At 70.8% G+C, this 26,321-nt stretch carries 23 protein-coding genes; 1 reads left to right on the forward strand and 22 read right to left on the reverse strand.

Features of this window, described 5'->3' with window-relative positions:
• Positions 1-225: 225 nt before the first annotated feature.
• From ACZ3X1_RS20990 to fmt, 10 genes are all read right to left on the reverse strand, one after another.
• Positions 226-405 (reverse strand): hypothetical protein, encoded by a 180-nt coding sequence (locus tag ACZ3X1_RS20990; protein ID WP_467280615.1) that lies wholly within the window; start codon positions 403-405, stop codon positions 226-228.
• 94 nt (positions 406-499) lie between these two features.
• Positions 500-1,927: a DUF6177 family protein gene (locus tag ACZ3X1_RS20995; RefSeq protein WP_467280617.1), complete on the reverse strand. Its 1,428-nt coding sequence runs from the start codon at positions 1,925-1,927 to the stop codon at positions 500-502.
• A complete protein-coding gene (locus tag ACZ3X1_RS21000; RefSeq protein ID WP_467280618.1) occupies positions 1,924-2,712 on the reverse strand; it encodes a hypothetical protein in 789 nt (262 codons plus the stop codon). Before ACZ3X1_RS21000 ends, ACZ3X1_RS20995 begins: the two co-directional genes overlap by 4 nt.
• 35 nt (positions 2,713-2,747) lie before the next feature.
• Complete coding sequence (locus tag ACZ3X1_RS21005) at positions 2,748-3,377, reverse strand: hypothetical protein (protein WP_467280619.1); 630 nt, start codon at positions 3,375-3,377, stop codon at positions 2,748-2,750.
• A 548-nt stretch (positions 3,378-3,925) separates the two neighbouring features.
• Positions 3,926-4,213: a hypothetical protein gene (locus ACZ3X1_RS21010; RefSeq protein WP_467280620.1), complete on the reverse strand. Its 288-nt coding sequence runs from the start codon at positions 4,211-4,213 to the stop codon at positions 3,926-3,928.
• 12 nt (positions 4,214-4,225) lie between these two features.
• Positions 4,226-6,580: a hypothetical protein gene (locus ACZ3X1_RS21015; RefSeq protein ID WP_467280621.1), complete on the reverse strand. Its 2,355-nt coding sequence runs from the start codon at positions 6,578-6,580 to the stop codon at positions 4,226-4,228.
• Positions 6,577-6,960: a DUF6507 family protein gene (locus ACZ3X1_RS21020; RefSeq protein ID WP_356812741.1), complete on the reverse strand. Its 384-nt coding sequence runs from the start codon at positions 6,958-6,960 to the stop codon at positions 6,577-6,579. The genes ACZ3X1_RS21015 and ACZ3X1_RS21020 overlap by 4 nt, the downstream gene beginning before the upstream one ends.
• A gap of 208 nt (positions 6,961-7,168) precedes the next feature.
• A complete protein-coding gene (locus tag ACZ3X1_RS21025; protein ID WP_390077985.1) occupies positions 7,169-7,762 on the reverse strand; it encodes an Imm21 family immunity protein in 594 nt (197 codons plus the stop codon).
• Positions 7,763-7,816: 54 nt separating this feature from the next.
• Entirely contained in the window at positions 7,817-9,292 is a 1,476-nt protein-coding gene (locus tag ACZ3X1_RS21030; RefSeq protein ID WP_356812738.1) for an RsmB/NOP family class I SAM-dependent RNA methyltransferase, read from the reverse strand.
• A gap of 129 nt (positions 9,293-9,421) precedes the next feature.
• Positions 9,422-10,366 (reverse strand): methionyl-tRNA formyltransferase, encoded by a 945-nt coding sequence (gene fmt / locus ACZ3X1_RS21035; protein ID WP_356812737.1) that lies wholly within the window; start codon positions 10,364-10,366, stop codon positions 9,422-9,424.
• Positions 10,367-10,627: 261 nt separating this feature from the next.
• On the opposite strand from fmt, the gene ACZ3X1_RS21040 reads away from it, so the two are divergent.
• Positions 10,628-11,176 carry a hypothetical protein gene (locus ACZ3X1_RS21040; protein ID WP_362626081.1) on the forward strand — a complete coding sequence of 183 codons (549 nt, stop codon included), beginning with the start codon at positions 10,628-10,630 and terminating at the stop codon, positions 11,174-11,176.
• A 198-nt stretch (positions 11,177-11,374) separates the two neighbouring features.
• Here ACZ3X1_RS21040 and ACZ3X1_RS21045 read toward each other — a convergent pair whose 3' ends face one another.
• The 12 genes from ACZ3X1_RS21045 to ACZ3X1_RS21100 all read right to left on the reverse strand — a co-directional run bounded on the left by ACZ3X1_RS21045 (position 11,375) and on the right by ACZ3X1_RS21100 (position 26,320).
• Positions 11,375-13,474: a primosomal protein N' gene (locus ACZ3X1_RS21045; RefSeq protein WP_467280622.1), complete on the reverse strand. Its 2,100-nt coding sequence runs from the start codon at positions 13,472-13,474 to the stop codon at positions 11,375-11,377.
• An 87-nt stretch (positions 13,475-13,561) separates the two neighbouring features.
• Positions 13,562-14,770, reverse strand: a complete 1,209-nt coding sequence (metK, locus tag ACZ3X1_RS21050; RefSeq protein WP_350996735.1) for a methionine adenosyltransferase — start codon at positions 14,768-14,770, stop codon at positions 13,562-13,564.
• A 196-nt stretch (positions 14,771-14,966) separates the two neighbouring features.
• Positions 14,967-16,181 carry a bifunctional phosphopantothenoylcysteine decarboxylase/phosphopantothenate--cysteine ligase CoaBC gene (coaBC, locus tag ACZ3X1_RS21055; RefSeq protein WP_356812734.1) on the reverse strand — a complete coding sequence of 405 codons (1,215 nt, stop codon included), beginning with the start codon at positions 16,179-16,181 and terminating at the stop codon, positions 14,967-14,969.
• A 130-nt stretch (positions 16,182-16,311) separates the two neighbouring features.
• Positions 16,312-16,584: a DNA-directed RNA polymerase subunit omega gene (gene rpoZ / locus ACZ3X1_RS21060; RefSeq protein WP_004948662.1), complete on the reverse strand. Its 273-nt coding sequence runs from the start codon at positions 16,582-16,584 to the stop codon at positions 16,312-16,314.
• Positions 16,585-16,658: 74 nt separating this feature from the next.
• On the reverse strand, positions 16,659-17,222 hold the full coding sequence (gmk, locus tag ACZ3X1_RS21065) for a guanylate kinase (protein WP_356812733.1): 564 nt from the start codon (positions 17,220-17,222) through the stop codon (positions 16,659-16,661).
• Positions 17,223-17,283: 61 nt separating this feature from the next.
• The gene (locus ACZ3X1_RS21070; RefSeq protein ID WP_030008746.1) at positions 17,284-17,607 is read right to left on the reverse strand and encodes an integration host factor; all 324 of its coding nucleotides are present in this window, start codon (positions 17,605-17,607) and stop codon (positions 17,284-17,286) included.
• Between the two features lie 315 nt (positions 17,608-17,922).
• Positions 17,923-18,762: an orotidine-5'-phosphate decarboxylase gene (pyrF, locus tag ACZ3X1_RS21075; RefSeq protein ID WP_356812732.1), complete on the reverse strand. Its 840-nt coding sequence runs from the start codon at positions 18,760-18,762 to the stop codon at positions 17,923-17,925.
• Entirely contained in the window at positions 18,759-19,868 is a 1,110-nt protein-coding gene (locus ACZ3X1_RS21080; protein WP_467280623.1) for a quinone-dependent dihydroorotate dehydrogenase, read from the reverse strand. Before ACZ3X1_RS21080 ends, pyrF begins: the two co-directional genes overlap by 4 nt.
• Positions 19,869-19,967: 99 nt before the next feature.
• On the reverse strand, positions 19,968-23,276 hold the full coding sequence (carB, locus tag ACZ3X1_RS21085) for a carbamoyl-phosphate synthase large subunit (protein WP_356812730.1): 3,309 nt from the start codon (positions 23,274-23,276) through the stop codon (positions 19,968-19,970).
• The gene (carA, locus tag ACZ3X1_RS21090; protein WP_356812729.1) at positions 23,269-24,432 is read right to left on the reverse strand and encodes a glutamine-hydrolyzing carbamoyl-phosphate synthase small subunit; all 1,164 of its coding nucleotides are present in this window, start codon (positions 24,430-24,432) and stop codon (positions 23,269-23,271) included. The genes carB and carA overlap by 8 nt, the downstream gene beginning before the upstream one ends.
• Positions 24,429-25,010 (reverse strand): PH-like domain-containing protein, encoded by a 582-nt coding sequence (locus ACZ3X1_RS21095; RefSeq protein ID WP_356812728.1) that lies wholly within the window; start codon positions 25,008-25,010, stop codon positions 24,429-24,431. Before ACZ3X1_RS21095 ends, carA begins: the two co-directional genes overlap by 4 nt.
• Positions 25,007-26,320: a dihydroorotase gene (locus ACZ3X1_RS21100; RefSeq protein WP_356812727.1), complete on the reverse strand. Its 1,314-nt coding sequence runs from the start codon at positions 26,318-26,320 to the stop codon at positions 25,007-25,009. Before ACZ3X1_RS21100 ends, ACZ3X1_RS21095 begins: the two co-directional genes overlap by 4 nt.
• Between the last annotated feature and the right edge of the window lies 1 nt (position 26,321).

A 26,321-nucleotide genomic window follows, 5' to 3' on the forward strand; every position in this document is an offset into this window, starting at 1 on the left:
CCAGCACAACCCTGACACCGCCCGAGCGGCTCCCGACCTCCCGAAGCCCCCGCCGCGCCCTTCCAGCCCGGCCCCGGCCCACCCGGCTCACCCCGCCCCGCCCCGCTAGCCGCGTGCATCAGCATGACCAGCAATCCCAGCCATCCCCACGTCGTCACCCCGGCGGCATCGGCTGCTGCGAAGCTCCAATGAACAGATGGGCATACATGGCGCGAAGGTAGACCTTCAGGCTTTCCCTGCAGGGAATTCGATATCAGTCAGTCGTTCATATTCGGCCGGACCGAAGGAATCATCGGCAATAATCTTCTCGAATCCCGCACGGACCAGCTCCACATAGGAGTCGCTGAAGCTCAGCACAGTGGGCCGCAGGCAGCCACCCACGTAGTAGCCCTGCTCAAGGTTCAAATAGGCTCTGAAGAAGTTCCTGAAACGAGGGTCCACTGCAATCTTTCGCTATGGACGGAAGCCGGGGCATGCCCGCACCGGCCTCCGTCGTCGGTCAGGCGGGCGGCGCGCCGCGCAGGTGGCGCAGCAGGCGCTCCAGGGCGGCCCAACTCTCGGCCGTCTCGGCGTCGCCGAGCGCGTAGTAGTAGCCCGGCCTGGCGTTCGGGCCCAGTTGCACCGGGCGTTCCTTGAGCGGCGTCCTGCTCGCGGTGTCGCGCCCCGCCTCCTGGACCTCCGCCGGACCGAGTACGAACGCGTACGGCAGCGGCGGGTGTTCGTAGTGGGGCGGGGCGCTCAGGTCCCGGCGGGCTTCGCGCAGCTGGCACAGCATGGTCTTGAGCCCGTACCGGGTCACCAGCTCCTCGGCCAGCTCCGGCAGCGCGCCCAGCGGTATCTCCTCGCCCGGCCCGAAGCCGACGGTGAGGGTGACGTCCTCCTCCACCCCCTCGGGGGTGCGGATCACGCGCAGGGTGGCGACCGCGGGCCGTTCGGGCGTGCCGACGACAACGGTCCAGGTGGAGCGCGGGGCCCGCTCGTACGCCAGCTCGGTCAGCTGGCGCCGCGACCAGCTCAGGGCGGCCGGCTCAGAGGTCCCCCAGCCGGCCGGCAGCCCGCCGGTGAGCGCCTGCCAGGCGGCCTCGAGCGCGCCGCCGAGGACGAGGTCCGCCGTGGGGCGGTGCAGGGTGCGGAAGGAGACGGTGAGCTGACGCTCACCGGTGGGCCCGGCCTCCGTGAAGGCGTCGGCCACCGGCGTCTCGCCGTTCTCGTCGCGGGCCGGAGCGAAGGTGTCGTCCTGCCATGTGAGGACGGCGCCCGTGAGGCCGTCGTAATAGCCGCAGCGCTCGTCCTGCACCACCCACCGGGAGGGCATGGACTGCAGCAGCAGGCGGGTGGGCGTGGAGAGGCGGCAGTGCGGCGGGGTGACGATCTGCAGGGACCGGTCGCTCTCCACGGTGGCCCGCAGCGCCTCCGAGAGCCAGCTCGTCATGGGGATGACCGGGCGGTCTTGGAGCACCACGGCGGCCTTGTCGGTGAGCATGTCGACGGCCGGCTGGGCGGCGGCGGGGGCCGGTACGGCGGTGATTCCCGAGACGTCGACCGGGCGGGCCGCGCCGACGGTGCCCGGGGCGTTCGGCGGCCAGACCCTGCCGCCCAGGAGCATCGTCAGACGGGCCGCGAAGGCTCCGGCGAGCTGCTCGGCCTGCGGTACGCCCGCGGCGGCGCGGGCCTCGACCCACCACGCCGGGCCGTCGCCCGACAGCTCGGCGCCGGACCCCAGCAGCCGGGCCGCCTCGCCCGGCACCTGGAGCATCAGCGGGACCTCGATCGAGACGAGCGGCCGGCCGTCGGCGTCGCACAGCTGGACCACGGCGCCCTCTCCGGCGGACTCGACCACCAGGTCCGGGCCGCCCGCGAGCAGGCCCGCCAGGACGCTGAGCGCGTCCGGCATGCGCTCGGTGAGCGCGATCACGTCCTTGGTCATGCCGTGTTCCTTGTCGTCATGTCTTTCAGTGCCTCGCGGACCTCCGCGCACACTCGTTCGTTTCCGAAAGTCAGCAGGTACTCGCCGAACCGCCGGCCTTCCGGGCCCCGCGCACGGGAGACGATGGGGACGGCATGGATCAGCGCCCGCGGGGAGCGGCTGACGCCGAGCACGCTCATGGCCGACTCCACGCCCAGGCACCCGTCGACCGTGGAAACACCGGACGCCAGGTCCACCAGCTGTGTGGGCAGGTCGAACGAGCACTTCTCACCCGCCGCCAGGGACCGCACGCCCCGACCGATGACCTCTCTGACGTCGTCCAGCAGCACCTGGAACGTGTCCCTGTCGAACAACTCACCCAGCCTGTCCTCGAAGTACTCGCGGTCGGCGAGCCGCACCAGCGCCCGGGCGGCGTCGAGCCGAAGGGCCTCGGTTCCCTTCGCCCTCGTCAGATCCCGCTCGGCGACAGCAGGCGCGAGCTGCGCGAACGTGCTGTCCACAGAGAACTTCCGGTCGATCGAGAAGTCGTACCAGGGGGCCCTCTTGGGATCCGCGGCGGCACGGATCACCGCCTCGTATCCGGCCGCCTCGCCCCAGGTCGTCAGCGTCACGCACGCCAGGAAGCGCTCGATCTCGGGAGTGCCCGGATCGTTCATCAACGCAACGAGGCCGGGAACGCGGGTCAGGTGACGGGGGCTTTCGAACGCGTCGTAGATGACGTTGTCGATGTCGTCCGTCGGCCGCCCGTCGAAATCCGTTCCGAGCAGTTGGCCATATCCCCGCATGGACCGGCTCCCGATCCCACCGAATCCGTCGTCCACTAGCCGAGCGCCGCACTGACGTCAGGCCCCAGCCCGTCGATGATGTCGGGAGCCTTCAAGCCGTAACCCTCGGCGCATCCGTAGTACGTCGGCTCGCCGGGCTCCGCCGCGACGCCGAGTACTTGCTCGATCTCCCGCAGGGCGGCGGCGAGGCGGGGCGCGTTGTGGGCGTGGATGCGCGGTTGCGGCCGGCCTCGGAAATCGCATTGCGCCCAGACGTCGTGGTGCACGGACAGTTCGACCCAGACATCCGTTTCGTCAGGCGCCAGAAAGAGTTCCACCAGCCGATCCTCTCGGTGCCGTTCACCGTCCGCATCGAACCAGGCGCCCGTTCCCAGCAACATGATCGAGCTGATTCGCGCCTGCGGATGACAGGAACGCAGCCGATCGGGCAATGCCGGCCCGGCAATCGCACTCGAGCTGACGCCCAGGCGGTTGTGGCCCGCGAGGCCCCTTCTGCCGGCGTGGGACCAGTCCCACTCGATTGAATGCAGCTCCAGCAGATCGTGCTTCTCGAGCACCGCGCTCATGCGCGCCGCAGCGTTGAGCGCGAATTCCAGACCGGGGCCCGGCACGTCGTCCAGGATCCAGGTCCACGAGCCGCTCTCCTTGGGCGCGCGCATCAACATGGTCGGCAAACTCTCCTACGTCGGGGCAGCAAATACTGCGGGGATATTTGACGACCGAGCCGACAGAGCCTTGGCGCGGCCGAAAAAAGGTCGCTGTCCCTCCAACTCCACGCACTGCGCCTCGACGTCGGTGAAGATCCGCCCGCAGAAGCTTCGCCCACTCGCTGACGAATTCCTCAGCGGGGACCACGACATCGCCCCGATCAGCGAGCAGCGGCTCATGGTTGCCGAGCGTGCTGTGCCAGCGCGCCCGGACCCTCAGCACATCGCCTTCGCGGACGACGGTCCACTCGGCCGAGAACGTGTCCGACCCCCAGAAGACCCGGGCATCCGAGAATCCCGGGCGTCGCACCTTCTCAAGGAGGGGCACGAGGTCGTCAAGCACGACGGCAACGTCATTGCGGGAAGACAGCCGAACCGGCACCAGATTCCACACGTCAGCCGCCGAGGAGTACAGCTCGCCGACCGCGTCGGCCGTGTCGGCGGCACGCCAACACGGCCGAACGACCGGGCAACCCGCCTGGCTCGCAAGACTCAGCGCCACGTGGTCACCCGGGCGGCATCGGCTGTTCCGGCGCCTCGTTGAACAGGTAGTCGTACATCGCCTGGAGGTAGGATCGAAGAGTCTCCCTGTCGGGAAATTCGATATCGGTCAGCCGCTCATATTCGGCCGGCCCGAATGACTCGTCCGCCAAAGCCTGGGCAAATCCTGAACGGACCGCTTCGACAAACGATTCATTGAATCCCATCAGCGTGGGCCTGAGATATCCACTCGTATCATAGCCCTCCATCATGTTGAGATACCCCTTGACAAAGCGCTCGAATCGCTCGTCCACTGAACTCCTCTTTTACGGGTGACGGCCGGGCGCCGGGTTGGCGAACATGGTGTGCAGGGTCAATTTTCCATCGTGGATGCGGTAGCCGGGAACGATCGATCCACCTTCGAAGTCAACCGGCTTGAACTCGGTGAGATTGTTAGGGTCGCGATAATAGCCGCTGAATCGATCATGAGCTTCCGGCCCCAAAATGTCCTCGATGGATGTGTCTTTCGGCATCTCCCCGGTTCGCGCGAACTCGTCGCGGAAATATGCGTCCGCACGCACCATGTCTTCCGCGTGATCAAATCGTGTGGCGTAAGGGCCGACACGGTGGACGCCACCGTGCACGCCGTCCACCGTGGTGCCGGTCAGAGGGTCGATGTTGTTTTCAGACTTGAGCAGCCCCGGGTAGTTCGAGTTCGGCCCGTACACCTTCGGCACCCCATTGGCATCGCGGAGTACCGTACCAAGGCGGTCAATCAATGCCTGGTCGGCAGGGTAGAGATGACGGCCCGGCGCATGCCCCTCGCCGCCCCGCCGGTCGTCCAGGTCCTTGATGCGCTGGTCTACCACCTTGGGGTCCATCGGCTGATCGCCCGCGCCGCCGGTCGAAGCGTCCGGGGTATCGCCCTGGCCGCCCCCGTCACCGGAGTTGCCCGAGGCGCCGTGGCCGCCGGCGTCACCCTGGTGCGGAACGCCAGAGCCGTCGCCGTGGTGCGGGCCGGTCGAGCCCCCGCCCGAGCCGTCGCCGCCCGTCGTGGCAGTGTCGCCATGCGTGGCAGTACCCCCGCCCGTCGCATGAGGGGCGGTGTGTGCCCCTGCTCCCCCGCCTCCGCCCGGCGTGGTGTGGCTGTTGTGGGCCGTGTTGTGGCCCGCCCCGCCAGGGGTGTGGGATGCCGAGCCGCCGACGGAGTGGTTGCTGCCTCCCGGGGCGTGGGATCCGCCGGTCGGGTGGGTCGGGCCCGTCGGGTGGCCCGTGGAGTTCTCCGCGTGGCTGGGGCCGCCCGCGCCTTCGAGGACGCGTTCCCTGACCGGTGCCGGCTCGTGGGTGTTGGGCAGGTCGTCCTTGTGCGGCTCCCGGACCGGCTCGGTGTCGGGGACGACGTTGCCGTGCTCGTCACGGATGGTGCCGTCGTGGCCGATGACGCGCTTCTTGCCGTTCGGGTCGGTGTACTCGTGGCCGGCCGGGGGCGGGGTCGTTTCCGCCGGGTGCGGGGAGGTTCCGCCGGGCATGTTGTGGGCCATGTCGTCCACGCCCGCACGGCTGGCCTTGAAGCCCTCCATGAAGTCGCCGACCTTGATCTTCGTGACGTTGGCCGCCTTGCCCAGGTAGCTCATCGGGTCGACGAGCACGCCCGCCTTGCCCACCGCGGTCGCGATCTCCGAGCCCACACCCAGCTTTCCGGCCCTGCCGAGCTTGAGGAACGAACCAGCGCCGATGGTCAGGATGTTGAACACCACCGTCCCGCCGGCCCGCGCCGGATCCTTGCCCCACTCGTCCCACGCGACCAGCGACTTGCCGAAGTTGCGCAGGGCGGCCTTGCTCGTCTCCCGGTCGCTGTGGTCGACCGGGCCGAACATCTTGTCCATCGCCCAGTCGTAGGGCGTGATGATGTAGCCGCTGACACCGGCGAAGACGTCGCCGATGCCCGACCAGGTCTTCTTGAAGGTGTCCATGTCGAACACGTTGACCATGTTGCCGAGGCCCTTGAGGGTGCCCCAGACGCCGTCGACGAAGAAGCCCTTGAGGCCGCTGCCGACGTTGTCCTTCGTCCACTCCCACGCGGCCCGAAGGCCCGTGTACTCGCGCTCGTCGGCCGTCCCCCAAGGCGTCTCCTTGGCGTCCTTGACGTCGCTCTCCTTGAAGCCGTACATGCCGGCCTTGTGCGAGCCGTCGTCGACGACGAAGTGCGTGCCGCCCACCAGGGTGGTGATCTTGTTGGCCGCGTCGCGCTCGACGCCCTGGAACGCCACCCACGTCACGCCGACCTCGCGGACGAGGCGCGCGTTCTCGTCGATCTTGCCCTGGTCCTGCTGCCAGTCCTCGTCGTCCTTGTTGTCCGCGACGAACTTCTCCGCATCACTGCGGAGTTGCTTCATCTTCGCCACCAGCGGCCGGGCGGTCGACGCGAAAGTCGTCAGCGCACCGCTGACCGACTCCAGCTTCGTCGCGAACGCGTCCGCCTTGTCCCGGACGGGAATCGTCGAGTTGAGCAACTCCTCCTGTTCGGGAGCGTCATAGACCGGGTCCAGTGCCTGGAAGGCGTTGTGCACGTCCCTGCCGGTGCCGCGGATGCTGGAGGCGGTCGTCTTGAGCGCGGCCGCGTGCGTCTCCAGGGTCTCCAGGTTGCCGGTGAAGGTCGGTATCTTCCCGACGTCGATCACTTCTTGGGACCCTTCAGCTCTTCCGCGGTCGGAGCCTTGGAGTACTCCTCCTGCTTGTTCTTCGCCATCTGCAGGTCGCCCTTGACGTACTCCTCAGTGGCAAGGCGTGCCCCGGTGATGGACTTTCCCGTCCGGACGGGAAGGAACTTCAGGTCGTTTTCCGTTCGCTGCTGAAACTCGAGCAAGGCCTGGGCCACAGGGCCGAACGCGCCCTCCTTGGGCAGCTCGGTCCCACCCAGCACCATCGTGCCCGCCCACGTCGCGGCGCCGACCAGGCCGTCGCTGTACGACGTGAACTCTTCCTCGAACTTACTGCCCGCTTCGGCGGTTTTGTTCAGGACGCCTTGGACGCCGGCCGGCTTGATGTCCCACGTAGACACGTTGTCCCCCGTTCCTCACAACGCTTCTCTCCAGTGCCCCGACGCCGGCCGACGGCACCGCCGCCCACCCGCACAGGTGATCCATTTCTATCAACCTGGCATTGCTGTCTGCAAAGTGAATGCGGGTCATTCCGGCCCGGCGGCCGTCCCTGTCACGGAGTTGTGACACAGCGCGGAACTACCCCTCGTCGTTTCACGACCCTCCGGTTCAGGAGTCGGCCGGCAGGAGCTGGACCAGGCCGGGCCAGTTCTCCTCGTCCGCCTCGACGTGGACGGCGCGGACCCTCCAGCGGCCGGCGGGCAGTGGGACCGGAGCCTGGGAAGGTATCCCGCCACCGGGATACTCGACGTTCAGATCGGATCCCGCTTCGGCGGAATCCATGAGTACGGCCGGCCCGTCCGAGACCCATGTCCCACACTCCTCCCACGCCGTGGCGGGGTCCGCGAGCACAGCCTCGGCGGCGGCCCTCAGCCCGGCCTCGGAGTCGGCGGCCAGCCACCGCAGGAAGGCCCGGTGCTCGGGCAGATAGCAGGTGGTGGCCGGCTCGTCCGCCAGTACGAGCGCCTCGGCGCCAGCCCCGCCGACGCCGATCACGCCGGCCAGACCTGCCACCGCACAGGCCCGGTCGTAGTCGTCGGCAGCGGTGGCGTCCCCCACCATGACCCCGGACTCCGTGCAGCCGTGCCACGCGGCCGACGCGGACACGGGGACGACGATCAGAGGGCCGCCCATCGAGTCCACCCAGGCGGTGGGGGTGGGGGTGTGGGAAGCGTTGCCCGCGGCGGGCGCAGAGAGGTTCATGGCTGCAGTGTGCCGCCGACCACTGACAGGCCCGCCCGACCGCCGCAGTACTGCTTACGCCGTGCGGCGCAGGAGGGCCAGGTACATCGCGTCCGTGCCGTGCAGGTGGGGCCACAGCTGGACGTCCGGGCCGTCGCCCAGGGCCGGGACGCCCGCCATGAAGGGCCGGGCGTCGATGAGTTCGGCGGACACCGGCGCATGGCCGGCGCCGCGGCCCTTGAGGACGTCGTCCACCACGACCCGGGTCTCCGCCAGGTGCGGTGAGCACGTCGCGTAGCCGACGACCCCGCCGACCCGCACCGCCGACAGGGCCTGCCGCAGCAGGCCGCGCTGCAGTGGCGCGAAGCCCTCCAGGTCCTCCGGGCGACGGCGCCAGCGGGCCTCCGGGCGGCGGCGCAGCGCGCCCAGGCCGGAGCACGGCACGTCCATCAGGACGCGGTCGAAGGAGCCCGGCAGCCACGCCGGGCGGGTGCCGTCCGCCGCGATGACCTGGTACGGGCCCGGGTTGCCCGCGAGGGCCCGACCCACCAGCCGCGCCCGGTGCGGCTGCTTCTCCGACGCCAGCAGGAACGCCCCGCGCTCGGCAGCGAGCGCGGCGAGCAGCGCCGCCTTGCCGCCCGGGCCCGCACAGCCGTCGAGCCAGCGCTCGTCACGGCCCTCGACCGGCGCGGCCGCCAGGGCCATCGCCACCAGCTGGCTGCCCTCGTCCTGCACGCCGGCGCGGCCCTCGCGCACCGCCTCCAGCGCGCCCGGCTCGCCGCCCTCGGCCATCCGGACCGCGTACGGCGACCAGCGCCCGGGGAGTGCCGACTCCTCGCCGACCGCTTCCAGCAGCTCCTGGGGCGTGGACCGGCCGGGCCGTGCGACCAGGGTCACCTCGGGCCGCTCGTTGTCGGCCTCCAGCAGGTCCTCGATCCCGGCGCGCCCGCCGCCCAGGGCGTCCCACAGGGCGCTGACGACCCACCGGGGGTGCGAGTGGTAGACGGCGAGGTGTTCCTCGGCGTCGTCCTCGTACGGCGGTGCGACCCGCTCCAGCCAGCCGTCCAGGTCGTGCGCGGCGATCTTGCGCAGCACGGCGTTGACGAACTTGGCGCGTCCGTCGCCGAGCACCACCCGGGCCAGTTCCACGCTCGCCGAGACGGCGGCGTGGGTGGGGATCCGGGTGCCCAGCAGCTGGTGCGCGCCGAGGGAGAGGACGTCGAGAACCGGCGGGTCGACCTCGCGCAGCGGCCGGTCGATGCAGGCCTTGATGACCGCGTCGTACGTGCCCTGCCGGCGCAGCGTTCCGTAGACCAGTTCGGTGGCCAGCGCCGCGTCGCGCGCCTGGAAGCTCTCGTCCTGGCGGGCCTTCTTGAGCAGCGGCGGCAGAACGAGGTTGGCGTAGGCGTCACGTTCGTCCACTGCCCGCAGCACCTCGAAGGCCAGCATCCGGACGGGGTCCTTCTGGGGCCGACGGTGCGGCTTGGCCTGCTTGCCGCCCGCTCCCGCGGGGGCGGGCTTGCGACGGGGCTGACGGGGCTGTTCGCTCACGTGAAAGGTGCTCCGGATGTACGAGTGGTACGGCTGCTGGGAGTGCTACGCCTGCTACGAGTTGGTAGGGGCCCTGCGCGTGCTGGAATCCGCCGGGTCCCGCCGGGACCGCGGGAAAGTCCGCACCGATCAGCCTACGTCGGCTGCGCCGAGCCGCTCGCCGGGGGCGATCCGTACCCCGCGCGCCCAGTCGGCGGCGCGCATCGGCTTCTTGCCCTGCGGCTGGACCCAGAGCAGCTCGACGGCGTGCGAGCCGGTGCCGACGTAGACGTTGTTCTTGGCCGCGGACAGCATGCCCGGCGCCAGGTCCGTACGGTCGGCGACCATGCCCAGCGAGATCAGCTTGAGGCGTTCCCCACGGAAGACGGTCCACGCGCCCGGGGCCGGCGTGCAGCCGCGCACGACGCGGTCGGCGCGCATCGCGGGCGCCGTCCAGTCGATCCGGGCGTCGTCCACCGTGATCTTGGGTGCGAGGGAGATCCCTTCGAGGGGCTGGGCGACGGCGCGCAGAGTGCCGTCCTCGATGCCGTCCATGGTGGCGGCGAGCAGTCCGGCGCCGGCGAAGGCGAGGCGCGTGAGCAGGTCGCCGCTGTTGTCGGTCGGACGGATCTCCTCGGTGAGTACGCCGTAGACCGGACCCGAGTCCAGGCCTTCCTCGATCTGGAAGGTGGAGGCGCCGGTGAGCTGGTCCCCCGCCATGATCGAGTGCTGGACGGGGGCGGCTCCGCGCCAGGAGGGCAGCAGCGAGAAGTGCAGGTTGACCCAGCCGTGGCGGGGAATGTCGAGGGCGCTCTTGGGGAGGATGGCGCCGTAGGCGACGACGGGGCAGCAGTCGGGGTCGATCTCGCGCAGCCGGGCCTGGAAGTCGGGGTCGCGCGGCCGGGTGGGCTTGAGGACCTCGATGCCGGCCTCTTCGGCGCGTTCGGCGACCGGGCTGGCGACGAGTCGGCGGCCGCGGCCGGCCGGGGCGTCGGGCCGGGTGACGACGGCCGCGACCTCGTGCCGCCCGGAGGCGATCAGGGCGTCCAGGGCGGGTACGGCGACCTCGGGGGTGCCTGCGAAGACGAGCTTCACTGGGGGTCCTACCTCGCTATGTCGGCTGTCAGCAGCGCACCAGTCTATGGGGCGTCCGCCGGGCGGCCCACCTGTGGTGCCACGGGGTGGCGAGGGGGCGTGCGTACACGCGCGCGCCACTCGCATATGCCGACACGCCCCCCTAGCGTGACCTGCGCGACGGGTGGCGCGTTGGTCAAGAGAGATTGACCGAAACGGGCCGCGTGTGAACGATGTCTGCGGCCCGATCCGCCCTTCAGCACCGGTTCGAGAGGCTTCTTCATGGCCGACCACGCCACCCACGACGCCCAAGCCCGGGCCAGCCTGCACCTCCTGGTACGGGACATCGAGCGGGTTCGCCGGCAGGTGGATGCCCTGCGTACGCTCACGGCCCAGCTCGGCAACGTGTACCGCCCGCGTCGTTCGGGCCCCTCCACTGGCTTCGTCGTCTACGGCCGGGCGCCCGCGCCCACCGTCCGCCTCGCCCAGGAGCTGCGCGACAGCGTGGAGACGCTGGTGACCGCCGCGGTGGACTTCGACCGCTCGCTCGGCTTCTCGTGGGACGCGGTCGGCTCGGCGCTCGGCGTCACCAAGCAGGCGGTGCACCGCCGCTACGGTGCCCGGCGGGCACAGTCCGCGGAGGCGGCGGAGCCGCTGGCCGAGGGGACGACCACCCGGACCATGGGGCCGCTGCCCACCGTCCCGGCCGCCCGTTCGGTGCCGCCGCAGCCGGTGCGCGAGGAGGCCCAGGCAGCCGCCGGCGGTGCCCCCGCGCGCAGCCTCGTGGAGGCTCCGCGCTCCCCCGCCTTCCCCGGTCCGCGCAACGGCTGACCCTGTCCCGCCGCCGGGACGCCGACCCCCGACGGCCGGCCCAGGGCCGCCGCGCAGAAAACCGCCCCGGCGGGGAGGACCGTACGGTGCTCCCCGCCGGGGCTTCGGCGTTCGGCACGGTCTCGGTGGCGGCCGAGGCCCATGCCGGTCGCTGCCGGCCGATGCCATGCAGCCGGTGCCGGCCCGTGCCGGCCGATGTCAGCCGATGTCCAACGGGTCGATCCGGACCCGCACCGCCTCCGCCGCGGGAACACCGCGGGCCAGGCGCGCCGCCTGCGCGGACTTCAGCACGGCAGCCAGGGCGGCTCCGCTGCCCGGCGGGACCCGGACCAGGGCCCGCTCCCCGGGGGACGGCTCCCCCCGACGTCCGGGCAGCGGCACCGGGCCGAGGATCTCGGCGTCGGGCGGCAGCCCGGCTCCGGCCAGGAAGGCCTCCACGGCTTCGCCCCGCCCGGCGACCGCGGCCATCCGGGAGACGGGCGGGAAGCCGAGCTGGGCCCGCTCCGCGAGCTCCCGCACGGCGTGGCCCACCGGGTCCCAGCGGACGAGGGCCTGGACGGGGCGCAGCGTCGGCTCGGCGACCACCACGACCTGGCCGTCGGCCCGTACGAGGGAGGCGGCGGCGATCCAGCGGCGCAGGGCGTCCTCGCCGGCGCGCAGGTCGGGGCGGGTCAGCATGGCCCAGCCGTCGAGGAGCAGCGCGGCGGCGTACCCGGTGCCCGCCGCCACCGGTTCGGCGCCGGGGGTGCTCACGACGAGTGCCGGCCGGTCGGGGACTTCGTCCAGGACGTGGTCGCGGCCGGAGGTGCGTACGGGCACGGCAGGGAAGGCCCGCCCGAGTTCCTCGGCGGTGCGCCGGGCGCCCACGACCTGGGCTCGCAGCCGGAAGGACCCGCATTCCTCGCAGTGCCAGGACGCCTCGTCGCGGCCGCACCAACCGCACGTGAGGTCCCGCTCGTCGGGGGCTTCCAGGGGTCCGGCGCAGACGGTGCAGCGGGCGGGGGTCCGGCACCGCTCGCACGACAGCCGGGGTACGTAGCCCCTTCGGGGCACCTGTACGAGGACGGGCCCGGTCTTGAGTCCCTCCCGTACGGTCTCCCACGCGAGGCTGGGCAGTCGGGCGGCCCGGGCCGCCTCGTCGCGGGCGAGCAGTTCGTCGCCGACGGTGCGGATCCGGGGCGCGTGGGCCCGTACCGTCTCGCGGGCCGCCACCAGCGGGCGGGCCCAGCCGGACTCGACGAGCTGGGCGGCCTCCACGGTGCAGCTGGTGCTGCCGGCGAGGAAGCCGCAGCCGTCGCTGACGGCGCGCAGTTCCAGCACCTCGCGGACGTGTGGGAAGGGGGCGCGGTCCTCGCTGTGGCTGGAATCGCCGTCGTCCCAGATCGCGACGAGTCCGAGGTCGCGTACGGGGGCGAACATCGCGGCCCGGGTGCCGATGACGGCGCGGACGGAGCCGCGGTGGACGGCGAGCCACTGCCGGTAGCGCTTCTCGGGCCCGGACTCGGCGGTCAGCAGGGCGTGCCGTCCTTGGCCGAGGAGGGCGGTCAGGGCGGCGTCCACCCGTGCGGCGGTCCGGCCGTCGGGGAGCACGGCGAGGGCGCCGCGGCCGGAGGCCAGGGTGGCGGCCACGGCCCGGGCGAGTTCGTCGGCCCAACCGGGGCCGGGCAGCGCGGTCCACACCGCGCGGGGGGTGGCTCCGGCGGCGAGGGCGCGCAGGAAGCCGGGGCCGGCTCCGTACCGTTCCCAGCCTGCGGGCTCGGGCGCCGGTGGCGCGGGCAGCGGCTCCGGGGAGGGCTTGGCCTCGGCGCGGGCGTTGCGCGGGGGCAGGGCGAGCTGGAGCACGTCGGCGAGGCTGCCGGCGTACCGGTCGGCGACGGCACGGGCGAGCGCGAGCATGCGCGGGCTGAGCACGACCTCCGGCGAGACGACTTGGGCGAGGGCGGCGAGGGCTCCGTTGTAGTCCGATTCGGCGCGGCGCTCCACGATGAAGCCGTCGATGAGGCCGCCGCCCTCGCGGCGGCCTCCGTGGACCTGGTGGGAGCCTGCGCCGAAGCGGACGCGGACGCGGACGCCGGGCTGGGCGGCGTCGGAGAGCTCGGCCGGCACGGCGTAGTCGAAGGTCCGGTCGAGGTGGAGCACGCCCTTGTTCACGAGGACCCGGGCGACGGGCAGTTCTTCGGCCAGGGCGGCCCCCCGCCAGGTACGCGGCTTCGCCTTGGGCGCCTTGGCCTTCGCCTCGGCGACCATCTCCCGGAGCAGCGCGAGCTGCTCCGGCGGGGAATCGTTCGCGCTGCTCACATCAGCATTCTTACCAAACCGCTCTGACAGGCGGGCGTACGCGAAAGGCCCCGGACCGTGGGTCCGGGGCCCTTCGGCGGGTGGTCCTTACAGGCCGGCGGCGGCGCGCAGGGCGTCCACGCGGTCGGTGCGCTCCCAGGTGAAGTCCGGCAGCTCGCGGCCGAAGTGGCCGTAGGCGGCGGTCTGGGCGTAGATCGGGCGCAGCAGGTCGAGGTCGCGGATGATCGCGGCCGGGCGCAGGTCGAAGACCTCTCCGATCGCGTCCTCGATCTTCTGCGTCTCGACCTTGGCGGTGCCGAAGGTCTCGACGAAGAGGCCGACGGGCTCGGCCTTGCCGATGGCGTACGCGACCTGGACCTCGCAGCGCGAGGCGAGACCGGCGGCGACCACGTTCTTGGCGACCCAGCGCATGGCGTAGGCCGCGGAGCGGTCGACCTTGGACGGGTCCTTGCCGGAGAAGGCACCGCCGCCGTGGCGGGCCATGCCGCCGTAGGTGTCGATGATGATCTTGCGGCCGGTCAGGCCGGCGTCGCCCATGGGGCCGCCGATCTCGAAGCGGCCGGTCGGGTTCACGAGCAGGCGGTAGCCCTCGGTGTCGAGCTTGATGCCGTCCTCGACGAGCTGGGCCAGGACGTGCTCGACGACGAACTCGCGGATGTCGGGCGCGAGCAGCGAGTCGAGGTCGATGTCGGAGGCGTGCTGCGAGGAGACCACGACGGTGTCGAGGCGGACGGCCTTGTCGCCGTCGTACTCGATGGTGACCTGGGTCTTGCCGTCGGGGCGCAGGTACGGGATGGTCCCGTTCTTGCGGACCTCGGACAGGCGGCGCGAGAGCCGGTGCGCGATGTGGATCGGCAGCGGCATGAGCTCGGGGGTCTCGTCGCAGGCGTAGCCGAACATCAGGCCCTGGTCGCCGGCGCCCTGCTTGTCCAGCTCGTCCTCGTCGCCCTCGACGCGCTTCTCGTAGGCGGTGTCGACGCCCTGCGCGATGTCCGGGGACTGGGCGCCGATGGACACCGACACGCCGCAGGAGGCGCCGTCGAAGCCCTTCTTCGAGGAGTCGTAGCCGATCTCCAGGATCTTCTCGCGCACGAGCTGCGCGATCGGCGCGTAGGCCTTCGTCGTCACCTCTCCCGCGATGTGCACGAGACCCGTGGTGATGAGGGTCTCCACGGCGACGCGCGAGGTCGGGTCCTCGGTGAGGAGCGCATCGAGGATCGTGTCGCTGATCTGGTCAGCGATCTTGTCGGGGTGGCCCTCGGTGACGGACTCCGAGGTGAAGAGACGACGGGACACAACGCTCCCTGGGGTTGCAGCGGCTGCTGGCTGATCATTTGGCGGAACCACATCGGGGGCTGCGCCCGATCACGTTCCGGGTGCAGTTTATCGGTCGCCACCGTTGCCCGGACCATCCGTCTCGCCTTGTGGGAGCCGTGTGACCTGCGGCACTCCATTCTTACGTACGGAAGTGACCGAGTGAAGGGGAATCCGCTCAGGCGCGTCGCGACGTATACCGCTGCGTAACCTCGTCCCAGATCGCTTCGGCGAGGACTTCCTTCGGACCGTAGGGCACCGGAATTTCCGACCCGTCAGAGACCAGGATGATCGCCTCGTTCTCCTCGGATCCGAAGGTGCGGCTCTCTCCCACCTCGTTCACGACGAGAAGATCACATCCCTTGCGACGGAGCTTGGCCCGGCCGTTGTCCAGGACGTCGTCGGTCTCCGCGGCGAAGCCCACGATCACCTGGCCCTCGCGGGCCCGGTCGGCGGAGATCTCGGCGAGGACGTCGGGGTTGCGCACGAGCGCGACCGGAGCGGGGTCCTCCCCGTCCTTCTTCTTGATCTTGCCGCCGGCGTACTCGGCCGGCCGGAAGTCGGCCACGGCCGCGGCCATGACCACGACGTCGGCGTCCGCCGCCGCCTTGAGGACCGCTTCGCGCAGCTGTACCGCCGTGCCCACGCGTACGACGTCCACCCCGGCGGGATCGGCCAGCGCGGTGTTGGCCGCGATCAGGGTGACCCGCGCCCCGCGGGCGACGGCCGTACGGGCGAGCGCGTAGCCCTGCTTGCCGGAGGAGCGGTTGCCGAGGAAGCGCACCGGGTCCAGCGGTTCGCGGGTGCCGCCCGCGCTGATCACGACGTGGCGACCGGTGAGGTCCGCCTCGGCCACCCCGCGGCGCAGGACCTGTCGGCACACCTCGAAGATCTCCTCGGGGTCGGGCAGCCGCCCCTTGCCGGTGTCCTTGCCGGTGAGCCGGCCCACGGCGGGCTCGATGACGACGGCGCCGCGGCGGCGCAGCGTGGCCACGTTCTCCTGGGTGGCGGGGTGCTCCCACATCTCGGTGTGCATGGCCGGGGCGAAGACCACCGGGCAGCGGGCGGTGAGCAGGGTGTTCGTGAGCAGGTCGTCGGCGAGCCCGTGGGCGGCCTTGGCCAGCATGTCGGCGGTGGCCGGGGCGACGACGACGAGGTCCGCGCCCTGGCCGATGCGTACGTGGGGCACCTCGTGGACGGTCTCCCACACCTCGGTGGAGGCGGGGTTCCCGGACAGGGCGGCCCAGGTGGCCTCGCCGACGAAGTTCAGGGAGGCGGCCGTGGGAACCACCCGTACGTCGTGTCCGGACTCGGTCAGCCGGCGGAGCAGTTCGCACGCCTTGTAGGCGGCGATCCCGCCGCTGACGCCCAGCACGACCTTCGGCTTACCCATCCGAGCACACCCCTTTTGACACTCTCGACTCGTCCGACGCGTTCGGCTCTGACCGTCGTACCCACCCATGACACACCACAGGCCCGGCAGATGTTCTGCCGGGCCTGTGGTGAAGGAATTTCTCGGTGCCTTACTGGGCCGGGGCCTCGATGGCCTCGGAGGTCAGCAGACCCGCGTTGATCTCGCGCAGCGCGATCGAAAGCGGCTTCTCGTGGACGTGGGTGTCCACCAGCGGGCCGACGTACTCGAGCAGGCCCTCACCGAGCTGCGAGTAGTACGCGTTGATCTGACGCGCGCGCTTGGCCGCGTAGATCACGAGGCTGTACTTCGAGTCAGTGGCCTCGAGCAGCTCGTCGATCGGCGGGTTGATGATGCCCTCGGGCGCAGTGATGGAAGAGGACACGCTCTACCTTCCGAAGATGGATGAAAGATTGGGCCGTCTGGAGTCGGGCGAATCCGTGAAGACCGATCGACGATTCAGACAACTTCCATCAAGGCTAGCAGCTCACGGGCCACGTCCTCGACGGAGGTGTTGACCAGGGTGACGTCGAACTCCGACTCGGCAGCGAGTTCGATCTTGGCAGCGGCGAGCCGGCGCTCGATCACCTCGACCGATTCGGTGCCCCGGCCGGTCAGCCGGCGGACCAGCTCCTCCCAGCTCGGCGGGGCCAGGAAGACCAGCTGGGCTTCGGGCATCGACTCGCGGACGAGTCGTGCGCCCTGGAGGTCGATCTCCAGCAGTACGGGCTCGCCGTTTTCCAGGCGCTCCAGCACCGCGCCGCGCGGTGTGCCGTAGCGGTTGCCCGCGAACTCGGCCCACTCCAGCAGCTCGCCGTTGGCGATCAGCTTGTCGAACTCGTCGTCGTTGACGAAGAAGTACTGGACTCCGTGTCGCTCACCGGGCCGCGGCTTGCGGGTGGTGGCCGACACCGAGAGCCATACCTCGGGGTGAACCTTGCGCATATGCGCGACGACCGTGCTCTTGCCGACCCCTGAGGGGCCGGAGAGCACGGTCAGCCGCGGACGAACCTCTGCTGCCATAGAGCGATTATCCAGGTTCTCGGGACTGCCTGAGAACACCGGGAGAACGCCAGGCGACGCCTCAGGCGCCGGTGCTGCCGAACTCGCGCTCCAGAGAGGCGATCTGGTTGGAGCCGAGACCTCGGACACGCCGGGACTCGGAGATGCCGAGACGCTCCATGATCTGCTTGGCGCGCACCTTGCCCACGCCAGGCAGGGACTCCAGCAGGGCGGAGACCTTCATCTTGCCGATGACGTCGTTCTCCTGGCCCGTCTTGATGACCTCTTGGAGCGAGGCGCCGGAGTGCTTGAGTCGATTCTTCACCTCGGCCCGCTCCCGGCGAGCCGCGGCGGCCTTTTCGAGCGCGGCTGCGCGCTGTTCAGGGGTAAGGGGCGGAAGAGCCACGCCTACGTCACCTCGGATGTCGAACTGTCGGATACGGACCGGTGGGGAACCCAAGGGCACCACACCAGGCGAGCTCCCGAACAGCGATGGAACTCGTTCGCTGCGCGTTCACTCTGCTCGGAGACTAGCGGCCAACACCGCTCCAGTCAGCGAGAACGAACGAAAAGTCCTGGTCAGCCTCCACTGAACCGTACATCACGGACAAAATACCCGTGTTTTGTCCGGTGAAGAGCGTTCGAATTTCGTCAGAAAGTGCGAGACCCCGCTCCGCGCGGCTGCGGAGCGGGGTCTCGGGGAGGTCCCGGCGGGTGCCGGTTACCCGGAAACGGCCTCGCGGATCTCGTCGGCGAAGCGCCGCGCCGAGTCGCGCAGCGCGTTCACGTCCGGGCCGTGCTTCAGGACGCCGCGCGAGACGTTCGGGACGACGTTGCGCACGGCCTTGCCGAAGACCGCGGGCAGGTCCGCCGCGGTCGCACCCTGTGCGCCGATGCCGGGCGCCAGCAGCGGGCCGTTGATGTCCAGGTCGAAGGAGGACAGATCACCCAGGGTGGCGCCGACCACCGCGCCGAAGGATCCCATCGGGGAGGCGCCGGCGTTCTCCTCGGCCAGGTGCGCCAGCATGGTGGCTCCGATGGTCCGGCCGTCCTCGCGGACGGCCCGCTGGACCTCGGCGCCCTCCGGGTTCGACGTCAGGGCCAGGACGAACAGACCCGCGCCGGACTCGCGCGCCAGCTCCACCGCCGGCGCCAGCGAACCGTAGCCCAGGTACGGGGACACCGTCAGCGCGTCGGAGAACAGCGGCGAGGCCGGGTCCAGGAAGGCCGAGGCGTACGCGGCCATGGTCGAGCCGATGTCACCGCGCTTGGCGTCCATGACGACCAGGGTCCCGGCCGCCCGGGCGTCCGCGACGGTCCGCTCCAGGACGGCGACGCCCTGGGAGCCGAACCGCTCGAAGAAGGCGGCCTGCGGCTTGAAGACCGCCACCGACTCCGCGAGGGCCTCGACGACCGTGCGGGAGAAGCGCTCCAGGCCCGCGATGTCGTCCTGCAGGCCCCACTGCGCCAGCAGGGCGGCGTGCGGGTCGATGCCCACGCACAACGGGCCACGGGAGTCCATCGCGGCGCGCAGTCGGGTGCCGAACGGGGTCAGGGTCACTGTGCGGCCTTTCGGGTCTCGGCGCCCACCGCGTCGGCGAGCGTCGCGTACGGGCTGGCGGCCAGGCGCGCGGCCAGGCCCTTGTGGATGGCGCGGGCGTAGCACGGGCCCTCGTAGATGAAGGCGCTGTAGCCCTGGACCAGCGTGGCGCCGGCCAGGATCCGCTGCCAGGCGTCCTCGGCGTTCTCGATGCCGCCGACCCCGATGAGGACCATGCGGTCGCCCACGCGGGCGTACAGGCGGCGCAGGACCTCCAGGGAGCGCTCCTTGACGGGCGCGCCGGAGAGCCCGCCGGTCTCCTTGACCAGGGCGGGGTCGGACTTCAGGCCCAGCCCCTCGCGGGCGATGGTGGTGTTGGTGGCGATGATGCCGTCGAGGCCCAGCTCCAGGGCCAGGTCGGCGACGGCGTCGACGTCCTCGTCCGCGAGGTCGGGTGCGATCTTGACGAGGAGCGGCACCCGGCGGTCGGTCACGGTGCGGTCCGCGGCCTCGCGCACGGCCGTCAGCAGCGGGCGCAGCGACTCGGTGGCCTGGAGGTTGCGCAGGCCGGGGGTGTTGGGAGAGGAGACGTTGACGACGAGGTAGTCGGCGTGGCGGGCGAGGCGCTCGGTGGAGGTGACGTAGTCCCCCACGGCCTCTTCCTCGGGTACGACCTTCGTCTTGCCGATGTTGACGCCGACGACCGTGCGGAAGACGGCCTCGCGGGCCGCCAGGCGGGCCGCCACGGCCGCCGAGCCCTCGTTGTTGAAGCCCATCCGGTTGATCAGGGCGCGGTCCGGCACGAGGCGGAACAGCCGCTTCTTCGGGTTGCCGGGCTGCGGCTCGGCCGTGACCGTGCCGATCTCGACGTGGTCGAAGCCGAGCATCGACATGCCGTCGATGGCGACGGCGTTCTTGTCGAAGCCGGCGGCCAGGCCGAAGGGGCCGTGGAAGCGCAGGCCCAGGGCCTCCGTGCGCAGCTCCTGGTGGCGGGGGGCGAGGTAGGCGGCGACGAAGGTGCGCAGCACCGGGGTGCGCGCTGCCGTGCGGATCCAGCGGAAGGCCGTGTAGTGGGCCCGCTCGGGGTCCATCCGCTTGAAGACCAGGTTGAAGAACAGCTTGTACATCGTCCGATTTTTCCCTTGAATCCCTTGTGCGCTCGGATGGACCTCATGAAAGGGGGGACACCGGTCGTTGTCGCCGGTGCCCCCCTTTCGAACGGGCTGCTAGTCGCGGGCCGCGGTCAGGTGCTCCGCGTGCTCCTGGAGGGAGCGGACGCCCACGTCGCCGCGGTTGAGCGCGTCGATGCCCTGGACGGCGGCGGCGAGCGCCTGGACCGTGGTCAGGCAGGGGACGCTGCGGGCCACGGCCGCCGTGCGGATCTCGTAGCCGTCGAGGCGGCCGCCGGTGCCGTACGGGGTGTTGACGATCAGGTCGACCTGGCCGTCGTGGATCAGCTGGACGATGGTCTTCTCGCCGTTCGGGCCCTCGCCCTCGCTGAGCTTGCGCACCACGGTGGCGTTGATGCCGTTGCGCCGCAGGACCTCGGCGGTGCCGGAAGTGGCCATCAGCTCGAAGCCGTGGGCGACGAGCTCGCGGGCAGGGAAGATCATCGAGCGCTTGTCGCGGTTGGCGACGGAGATGAAGGCGCGGCCCTTGGTCGGCAGCGGGCCGTAGGCGCCGGCCTGCGACTTGGCGTAGGCGGTGCCGAAGACGGCGTCGATGCCCATGACCTCGCCGGTGGAGCGCATCTCCGGGCCGAGGACGGTGTCCACGCCGCGGCCGTGGATGTCGCGGAAGCGCGACCACGGCATGACGGCCTCCTTGACGGAGATCGGCGCGTCGATCGGCAGGGTGCCGCCGTCGCCGGTCTTCGGCAGCAGGCCCTCTTCGCGCAGCTCGGCGATGGTGGCGCCGAGCGAGATGCGGGCGGCGGCCTTCGCGAGCGGGACGGCGGTGGCCTTCGAGGTGAAGGGCACCGTCCGGGAGGCGCGCGGGTTGGCCTCCAGGACGTAGAGGATGTCGCCGGCCATCGCGAACTGGATGTTGATCAGGCCGCGGACGCCGACGCCCTTGGCGATGGCCTCGGTGGAGGCGCGCAGGCGCTTGATGTCGTAGCCGCCGAGGGTGATCGGGGGCAGGGCGCAGGCCGAGTCGCCGGAGTGGATGCCGGCTTCCTCGATGTGCTCCATGACGCCGCCGAGGTAGAGCTCGTTGCCGTCGTAGAGGGCGTCGACGTCGATCTCGATGGCGTCGTCGAGGAAGCGGTCGACCAGCACGGGGCGGGTCGGGGAGATCTCGGTGGACTCCGCGATGTACGACTCCAGGCGGGCCTCGTCGTAGACGATCTCCATGCCGCGGCCGCCGAGCACGTACGAGGGGCGCACCAGGACCGGGTAGCCGATCTCGTCGGCGATCGCCTTCGCGCCGGTGAAGGTGGTGGCCGTGCCGTGCTTGGGGGCGGGCAGGCCGGCCTCGGCGAGGACGCGGCCGAAGGCGCCGCGGTCCTCGGCGGCGTGGATGGCCTCCGGGGAGGTGCCCACGACGGGGACGCCGTTGTCCTTGAGGGCCTGGGCGAGGCCCAGGGGGGTCTGGCCGCCGAGCTGGACGACGACGCCGGCGATGGGGCCGGCGAGGGACTCGGCGTGGACGATCTCCAGCACGTCCTCGAGCGTCAGCGGCTCGAAGTACAGGCGGTCGGAGGTGTCGTAGTCGGTGGAGACGGTCTCCGGGTTGCAGTTGACCATCACGGTCTCGTAGCCGGCGTCGCTGAGGGCGAAGGAGGCGTGGACGCAGGAGTAGTCGAACTCGATGCCCTGGCCGATGCGGTTCGGGCCGGAGCCCAGGATGATGACGGCGGGCTTGGTGCGGGGGGCGACCTCGGACTCCTCGTCGTACGAGGAGTAGAAGTACGGGGTCTTCGCGGCGAACTCGGCGGCGCAGGTGTCGACCGTCTTGTAGACCGGGCGGACGCCGAGGGCGTGGCGGACCTCGCGGACGACGTCCTCGCGCAGGCCCCGGATCTCGGCGATCTGGGAGTCGGAGAAGCCGTGGCGCTTGGCCTCGGCGAGCAGCTCGGGTTCGAGCTTCTCGGCGCCGGCGAGCTCGTCGGCGATCTCCTTGATCAGGAAGAGCTGGTCGACGAACCAGGGGTCGATCTTCGTGGACTCGAAGACCTCTTCCTGGGTGGCGCCGGCGCGGATGGCCTGCATGACGGTGTTGATGCGGCCGTCGGTGGGGCGGACGGCGGTGGCGAGGAGCTCGTCCTTGTCGCCGGGCTCGCCGACGAAGGTGAACTGCGAGCCCTTCTTCTCCAGGGAGCGCAGGGCCTTCTGGAGGGCCTCGGTGAAGTTGCGGCCGATGGCCATGGCCTCGCCGACCGACTTCATGGTGGTGGTGAGGGTGGCGTCGGCGGCCGGGAACTTCTCGAAGGCGAAGCGCGGGGCCTTGACGACGACGTAGTCGAGGGTCGGCTCGAAGGAGGCCGGCGTCTTCTCGGTGATGTCGTTGGGGACCTCGTCGAGCGTGTAGCCGATGGCCAGCTTGGCGGCGATCTTGGCGATCGGGAAGCCGGTGGCCTTCGACGCGAGCGCCGAGGAGCGCGAGACGCGCGGGTTCATCTCGATGACGATGACGCGGCCGTCGACCGGGTCGATCGCGAACTGGATGTTGCAGCCGCCGGTGTCGACGCCGACCTCGCGGATGATCGCGATGCCGATGTCGCGCAGCCGCTGGTACTCGCGGTCGGTGAGCGTCATGGCGGGGGCGACGGTGATGGAGTCGCCGGTGTGGACGCCCATCGGGTCGAAGTTCTCGATGGAGCAGACGACGACCACGTTGTCCTTGGTGTCGCGCATCAGCTCCAGCTCGTACTCCTTCCAGCCGAGGATGGACTCCTCCAGGAGCACCTCGGTGGTCGGGGAGAGCGTGAGGCCCTGGCCGGCGATGCGGCGCAGCTCGTCCTCGTCGTGGGCGAAGCCGGAGCCGGCGCCGCCCATCGTGAAGGAGGGGCGGACGACGACGGGGTAGCCGCCGAGGGTCTCGACGCCCTTGAGGACGTCGTCCATCGAGTGGCAGATGACCGAGCGGGCGGACTCGCCGTAACCGATCTTGGCCTTGACGGCCTCGACGACGCCCTTGAAGAGGTCGCGGTCCTCGCCCTTGTTGATGGCCTCGACGTTGGCGCCGATGAGCTCGACGCCGTACTTCTCCAGCACCCCCTGCTCGTGCATGGAGATGGCGGTGTTCAGCGCGGTCTGGCCGCCGAGGGTCGGGAGCAGCGCGTCGGGGCGCTCCTTCGCGATGATCTTCTCGACGAACTCGGGGGTGATCGGCTCGACGTACGTGGCGTCGGCGATCTCCGGGTCGGTCATGATCGTCGCCGGGTTGGAGTTGACCAGGATGACGCGCAGGCCTTCGGCCTTGAGGACGCGGCAGGCCTGGGTGCCGGAGTAGTCGAACTCGGCGGCCTGTCCGATGACGATCGGGCCGGAGCCGATGACCAGGACGGACTGGATATCGGAGCGCTTAGGCACGATCGGCCTCCATCTGGGCGGTGCTCATCAAAGACGTGAAGCGGTCGAAGAGGTACGCGGCGTCGTGCGGGCCCGCGGCCGCTTCGGGGTGGTACTGGACGGAGAAGGCCGGCTGGTCGAGCAGCTGGAGGCCTTCGACCACGTTGTCGTTCAGGCAGACGTGCGAGACCTCGGCGCGGCCGTAGGGGGTCTCGGACACCTTGTCGAGGGGCGCGTCCACGGCGAAGCCGTGGTTGTGCGCGGTGACCTCGACCTTGCCGGTGGTGCGGTCCTGGACGGGCTGGTTGATGCCGCGGTGGCCGTACTTCAGCTTGTAGGTGCCGAAGCCGAGCGCGCGGCCGAGGATCTGGTTGCCGAAGCAGATGCCGAAGAGCGGGGTCTTGCGCTCCAGGACGCCCTGCATGACGGCGACGGGGCCGTCGGCGGTGGCCGGGTCGCCCGGGCCGTTGGAGAAGAACACGCCGTCCGGGTTGACCGCGTACACGTCCTCGACGGTGGCGGTGGCGGGCAGCACGTGGACCTCGATGCCGCGCTCGGCCATGCGGTGCGGGGTCATGCCCTTGATGCCGAGGTCGACGGCGGCGACGGTGAAGCGCTTCTCGCCGATCGCGGGGACGACGTACGCCTCCTTGGTGGCGACCTCGGCGGCGAGGTTCGCGCCCTTCATCTCGGGCTGGGAGCGGACCTTGGCCAGGAGGGCCTCGTCGCGGATGCCGACCCAGGACTCGCCGGAGAAGATGCCGACGCGCATGGCGCCGCGCTCGCGCAGGTGGCGGGTCAGGGCGCGGGTGTCGATGCCGGAGATGCCGACGACGCCCTGCGCGACGAGTTCCTCGTCCAGCGTGCGCCGGGAGCGCCAGTTGGAGGGGACGCGGGCGGGGTCGCGCACGACGTAGCCGGAGACCCAGATGCGGGAGGACTCGGGGTCCTCGTCGTTGACGCCGGTGTTGCCCACGTGGGGGGCGGTCATCACGACGACCTGCCGGTGGTACGACGGGTCGGTGAGGGTCTCCTGGTAGCCGGTCATGCCGGTGGAGAACACGGCCTCGCCGAAGGTCTCCCCCACTGCGCCGTAGGCGCGGCCGCGGAAGATGCGGCCGTCCTCCAGGACGAGTACGGCGGGAGCTTTGGCTGCTCCCCTGGTGGAGGTCGTCATCGTTCGGCGCCTTCCGTCGTGATGGATGGGTTCATGAGGTTGATGGCTTCGACCCATGCGGCGTGTTCGGCCGCGCGGTCGGAGCGGAATCCGGAGTCGATCAGCTTGCCGCCGTGCGCCCAGGTGACGACGAGCAGACCGCCCTCGGTGAGTACCTTGCCCGCGATCCCCTTGTCGAGGCGGGCGCCGCGCAGCTGCGCGGCCGGTACGAAGAAGTCGCCTGCACCCGGTCGGACCACGTCGAGGCCCGCGTCGGTGAGCGTGAGCTCGACCCGGCTGCGCAGGCCCAGGCCGTGGGCGACGATCCGGTCGAGCCACTGCCCGGCGGTGGTGGAGCCGTGGTACCGGCCGGTCAGGGCCAGCCGGTGCGCGGGGAGGCCGTCGGGGGCGGCGGGGAGCTCGGGCAGATCGTTCTGCAGAGCCCCTCGCCATTTCCAGCCCTGCCGCATCAGCCAGTACACGAACGCGATGAAGACGACCAGGCCGACCACCCACGCGATGCGGGCGCCGACTTCGGTCACCTCCGCCGACTGTCGTTCGGCGGCCTCGGCGGCCAGTTGGATTACTGCAGGTGTCACGCCAGTGTCCCGTCCACGACCGTTGCCCGGCCCCGCAGGAAGGTGTGAGTGACGCGTCCCGGGAGCTCACGGCCCTCGTAAGGCGTGTTGCGGCTCCGGGAGGCGAAGTGTGCGGGGTCCACGACACCACGGTACGAGGTATCGACCAAGGTCAGGTTCGCGGGTTCACCTGCCGAGACGGGACGGCCGTGGTTCTCCAGGCTGCCGATGCGCGCCGGGGCGAAGGACATCCGCTCGGCGACGCCCGCCCAGTCGAGGAGTCCGGTCTCCACCATCGTCTGCTGGACGACGGAGAGCGCGGTCTCCAGGCCGACCATGCCCATGGCGGCGGAGGCCCACTCGCAGTCCTTGTCCTCGTGGGGGTGCGGGGCGTGGTCGGTGGCGACGATGTCGATCGTGCCGTCGGCGAGGGCCTCGCGCAGGGCCATGACGTCGCGCTCGGTGCGCAGCGGCGGGTTGACCTTGTAGACCGCGTTGTACGAGCGGACCAGCTCGTCGGTGAGGAGCAGGTGGTGCGGGGTGACCTCGGCGGTGACGTCGATGCCGCGGGACTTGGCCCAGCGGACGATCTCGACGGAGCCGGCGGTGGAGAGGTGGCAGATGTGGACGCGGGAGCCGACGTGCTCGGCGAGGAGCACGTCGCGGGCGATGATCGACTCCTCGGCGACGGCGGGCCAGCCGCCGAGGCCCAGCTCGGCGGAGACGACGCCCTCGTTCATCTGGGCGCCCTCGGTGAGGCGGGGCTCCTGGGCGTGCTGGGCGACGACGCCGCCGAAGGCCTTCACGTACTCCAGGGCCCGGCGCATGATCACGGCGTCGTCGACGCACTTGCCGTCGTCGGAGAAGACGGTGACGCGGGCGGCGGAGTCGTGCATGGCGCCCAGCTCGGAGAGCTGCTTGCCCTCCAGGCCGACGGTGACGGCGCCGATGGGCTGCACGTCGCAGTAGCCGGACTCCTTGCCCAGGCGCCAGACCTGCTCGACGACGCCGGCGGTGTCGGCGACGGGGAAGGTGTTCGCCATGGCGAAGACGGCGGTGTAGCCGCCGGAGGCGGCGGCGCGGGTGCCCGTCAGGACGGTCTCGGAGTCCTCGCGGCCGGGCTCGCGCAGGTGGGTGTGCAGGTCGACGAGGCCGGGGAGGAGGACCTGGCCCTCGGCCTCGATGACGGTCGCGCCCTCGGCGGACAGGCCGGTGCCACTCCAGTCGATTTCGCCGGTCCTGGCGGTGGCCGCGATGGTCTCGCCGTCGATCAGGACGTCCTGCGCCTCGCCGCCGAGTACCTTCGCACCACGGATAAGGATCTTGCTCATG

This window comes from Streptomyces sp. NPDC023541 (assembly GCF_055559995.1).